Consider the following 3,241-nt stretch of genomic DNA (forward strand, 5'->3'; position numbering starts at 1 on the left):
GGAGACCGCCCCGGCGGACCCGAAGAACGAGTACCACCTGGGGGTGGCCCAGTGGCACGCCGGCGACGTCGCCCAAGCGGTGCGCAGCTGGGAGCGGGGGCTGGCCCAGGAAACAAAAAAAGCTGGCCGCTGAGCGCTAACTGGCGGCGGCAGACGCCCTGGCCGGGAACACGGAGCGGGCCGCCGACCGCTACGAGGCGGCCTTCGCGGGGCTGGCGGCGGAGGACCGGGGCGGTGCGACCTGGGCGGCGGCCGAGGCGGCCCTGGGGCGGGAGGCGATGACCGTCCTGCTCGCGGCCGGGCGGCCGGCGGCGGCGCGGGCCGTCTGGGACCGGCTGCGGCCGTCGCTGCGCGAGCAGGGCCGGTTCCGGCTGCTGGCCGCCCGGCTGCTGGCCGCCGAGGGACACGTGGGCGCGGCCCGGCGGGTCTTCGAGGACGGCTTCGAGATCGCCGACCTGCGGGAGGGGGAGGAGACCCTCTCCGAGGTGTGGGCGGCCCTCACGGACCGCCCCCTGCCCCCGGAGTACGACTTCCGGATGCGCCCGGTCAGCCCCACGTGAGCGGGTCGAGGTGGAGTTAGAAGCGCAGGCGTTCCTGGTCGAGGGCGATGCCGTACCTCTCGGCGAACGCCGCGTCCGCGGCCCGTGCCTGCTCCTCGTCCGGCCACGTCTCCCGTGCGTTGGCCAGGAGCAGTGCCAGATCGGCGTGGCGGTCGGCCCGTCCGAGGCGGCCCAGGTCGATGAAGCCGGACACGTCCAGGGTCTGGGGGTCGAGCACGATGTTGGGCAGACACAGGTCCCCGTGGCAGACGACCGTGTCACCGGCCTCCTGCTCCCGTCGCCGGGGGACCTGCCGGGTCAGGCGGGCCAGCAGGTCGGTGGGAGGGGCGTGCTGCTGCTCGTCGGGGAGGAAGTCGGGGTTCACGGCGTCACGGGCGACGACGTCGCGCGCCAGGGTGACCATGGTGTCCAGGCCCCGGTGGAACGGGCACTGTGACACGGGTACCTCGTGCAGTCGACGGACCGCGTCCGCGATGCGGTCCCAGGAGGCCCGCAGGTCCTCGGCCGGCAATCGGTCGGCGGGAACGCCGTGGACGGCACTGGTGACCAGGCAGGCTCCCGTGTCGATGTCGTACCAGTCGAGGACGGCCTGGCCCGGTACCGCCCGGGCGCTCAGCCATGCGATCCGGTCGCGCTCCGCCGCCAGGTCCGCCGCGTCCGCCACGGGGACGCACTTGGCGTACCGGCCGGCGTCCGCGCTGCGGAAGACGAAGGCCCCCGACTCGCCGGTGGTGACGGGCAGCCAGTCGCCGCCGATGCCGAGCAGTGCCGGTGACACGACGCGGAGTCCCGAGTGACCGTCCATGACGGTCACCCTACCGAGCACCGCCTTCCGTGCGCGTGAACCCTCAGACGCGGCACAGCAGTTCGCCGTTCAGGACGGAGAACCAGGCGTCGGAGGCCTTTCCCCAAGAGCGTGCAAGACCTCGGCGACGACGGTCAGCTCCTGCGGGGAGTGACGTGGCCGCCCTCCGTCGCGACGGAGGCGTAGGAAGGAGGCGGTGGTGCGGTCCGCCCACAGCGATGAACCACCACGACACCTCCTCCGGCGTGGCGTAGCACCAGGACGTCGCGGAGGCCGCCACGTCGGTGAAGCCGGCCGCCCGCGCCCACGACAGCAGCCTGCGTCCGGCGTCGGGCTCGCCGCCGTTGGCCCGGGCGACCCGCCGGTACAGGCTCTGCCACTCCTCCAGGCCCGGCGTCGCCGGGTACCAGGTCATCGCCGCGTAGTCGGCGTCCCGTACCGCCACGATCCCGCCGGGCCGGCACACCCGGCGCATCTCGCGCAGCGCCTGCACCGGGTCGCCGACGTGCTGCAGCACCTGGTGCGCGTGGACCACGTCGAAGGAGTCGTCGGGGAACCGCAGCGCGTGGACGTCGGCCGTGGCGAAGTCGACCGCCTCGGACAGGCCGCGCTCGGCGGCGTACGCGGCCGCCTGCTCCAGTACGTCGGCCGCGGCGTCGACCGCGGTGACGTGGCCGCCGGGGGAGACCAGTTCCGCCAGGTCCGCGGTGATGGTGCCCGGGCCGCAGCCCACGTCCAGCACGCGCATGCCGGGGCGCAGTTCGCCGATCAGGTACGCGGCCGAGTTGGCGGCGGTGCGCCAGCGGTGCGAGCGCAGCACGGACTCGTGGTGGCCGTGGGTGTACAGGGCGGTCTCGTGGGCGTCGCGGGCGTCGGTCATGGCGTACTCCTCGTCGTCGAAGGTCGTCGAAGGCGTTGTGATCACCGTAGGGGATGCGCTCGCGATATGAGATAGGCGTTTTGCCATGTAGACAAGCCTCTTGTGGGGCAAGGGGATTGGCCGGGTCGGTGGCAGGGAGGGGTGGGGGCGAGGATCGTGGGGCCCAGGGGGCGGCCGACCTCGGGGCGAAGGACGGTGGGACCCATGCCGCAGACGCTGCTGGAATGGCACGCCGCCGCGTTGCGGCTCTTCGGTGAGCGCGTGCGCGCCGTCGGGGCCTCCCAGTGGGACCCGGCCCCCCCCTGCACCGAGTGGAACGTGCGCGACCTGGTCAAACACGTCACCCGGCGAGCAGCTGTGGATCCCGCCGCTGGTCACCGAGGGGCGCACGGTCGCGGAGGTGGGCGACGAACTCTCCGGCGACCTGCTGGGCGACGACCCGCAGGCCGCCTGGGAACGGGCCGCGGCCGCCGGGCACGCGGCCTTCGCCGCGCCCGGCGCGCTGGACCGGACGATCACGCTCTCGTACGGGCCCACGCGCGGATCGGCGTACTGCTCGGAACTGACGGCGGACTGCGTCGTGCACACCTGGGACCTCTCGCGGGCCATCGGCGCGGACGACCGGCTGCCGGCCGACCTCGTCGAGTTCTCCATCAAGGAGGTCATGCCGTACGCCGACGGACTCGCCGCGAGCGGGATGTACGCGCAGCCGCTGGAGGTGCCGGCCGGAGCGGACGCGCAGACGCGGTTGCTGGCCCTCCTGGGGAGGAGGGGTAAAGGGGAAAAGCCCGACGGGGCCGTCACGGTTAACGGGCGTATCGGTGTAAATAATCGTATAAAGGGCGGGTCGATCGGTGGTGGCGGCGGAAGGCGGGCACGTGTCGGGGATGGCCGAGGGCATGACGGAAGGGCTCGCCGGGCTCTGGCGCCGCCCGGCACCGGAGGGGCGCGGGCCCGTCAGGTACGGTCCCCCCGCCCCCGAACCGGGCCTGCCGG

1 protein-coding gene and 3 pseudogenes are annotated in these 3,241 nt (G+C 73.7%); 2 read left to right on the forward strand and 2 right to left on the reverse strand.

Annotated features, from left to right (window positions below; all coding sequences use genetic code 11):
• Nucleotides 1-560 (forward strand): annotated as a pseudogene (locus SSNG_RS44180) (DUF5107 domain-containing protein); the annotation flags it as partial.
• A gap of 16 nt (nt 561-576) precedes the next feature.
• Here SSNG_RS44180 and SSNG_RS29000 read toward each other — a convergent pair.
• Nucleotides 577-1,365: an APH(3'') family aminoglycoside O-phosphotransferase gene (locus SSNG_RS29000; RefSeq protein WP_042804296.1), complete on the reverse strand. Its 789-nt coding sequence runs from the start codon at nt 1,363-1,365 to the stop codon at nt 577-579.
• Nucleotides 1,366-1,408: 43 nt separating this feature from the next.
• A pseudogene (locus SSNG_RS29005) lies at nt 1,409-2,245 on the reverse strand (methyltransferase domain-containing protein).
• Nucleotides 2,246-2,449: 204 nt separating this feature from the next.
• On the opposite strand from SSNG_RS29005, the pseudogene SSNG_RS38770 reads away from it, so the two are divergent.
• Nucleotides 2,450-3,017: pseudogene (locus SSNG_RS38770) on the forward strand (TIGR03086 family metal-binding protein); the annotation flags it as partial.
• Nucleotides 3,018-3,241 lie beyond the last annotated feature (224 nt).

Origin of the sequence: Streptomyces sp. C (assembly GCF_000158895.1) — a bacterium.
Classification (GTDB): Bacteria; Actinomycetota; Actinomycetes; order Streptomycetales; family Streptomycetaceae; genus Streptomyces; species Streptomyces racemochromogenes.

Excerpts from the sequence above, each read along its gene's own strand:
- SSNG_RS29000 (WP_042804296.1), bottom strand. The coding sequence starts at position 1,365 with ATGGACGGTCACTCGGGACTCCGCGTCGTGTCACCGGCACTGCTCGGC.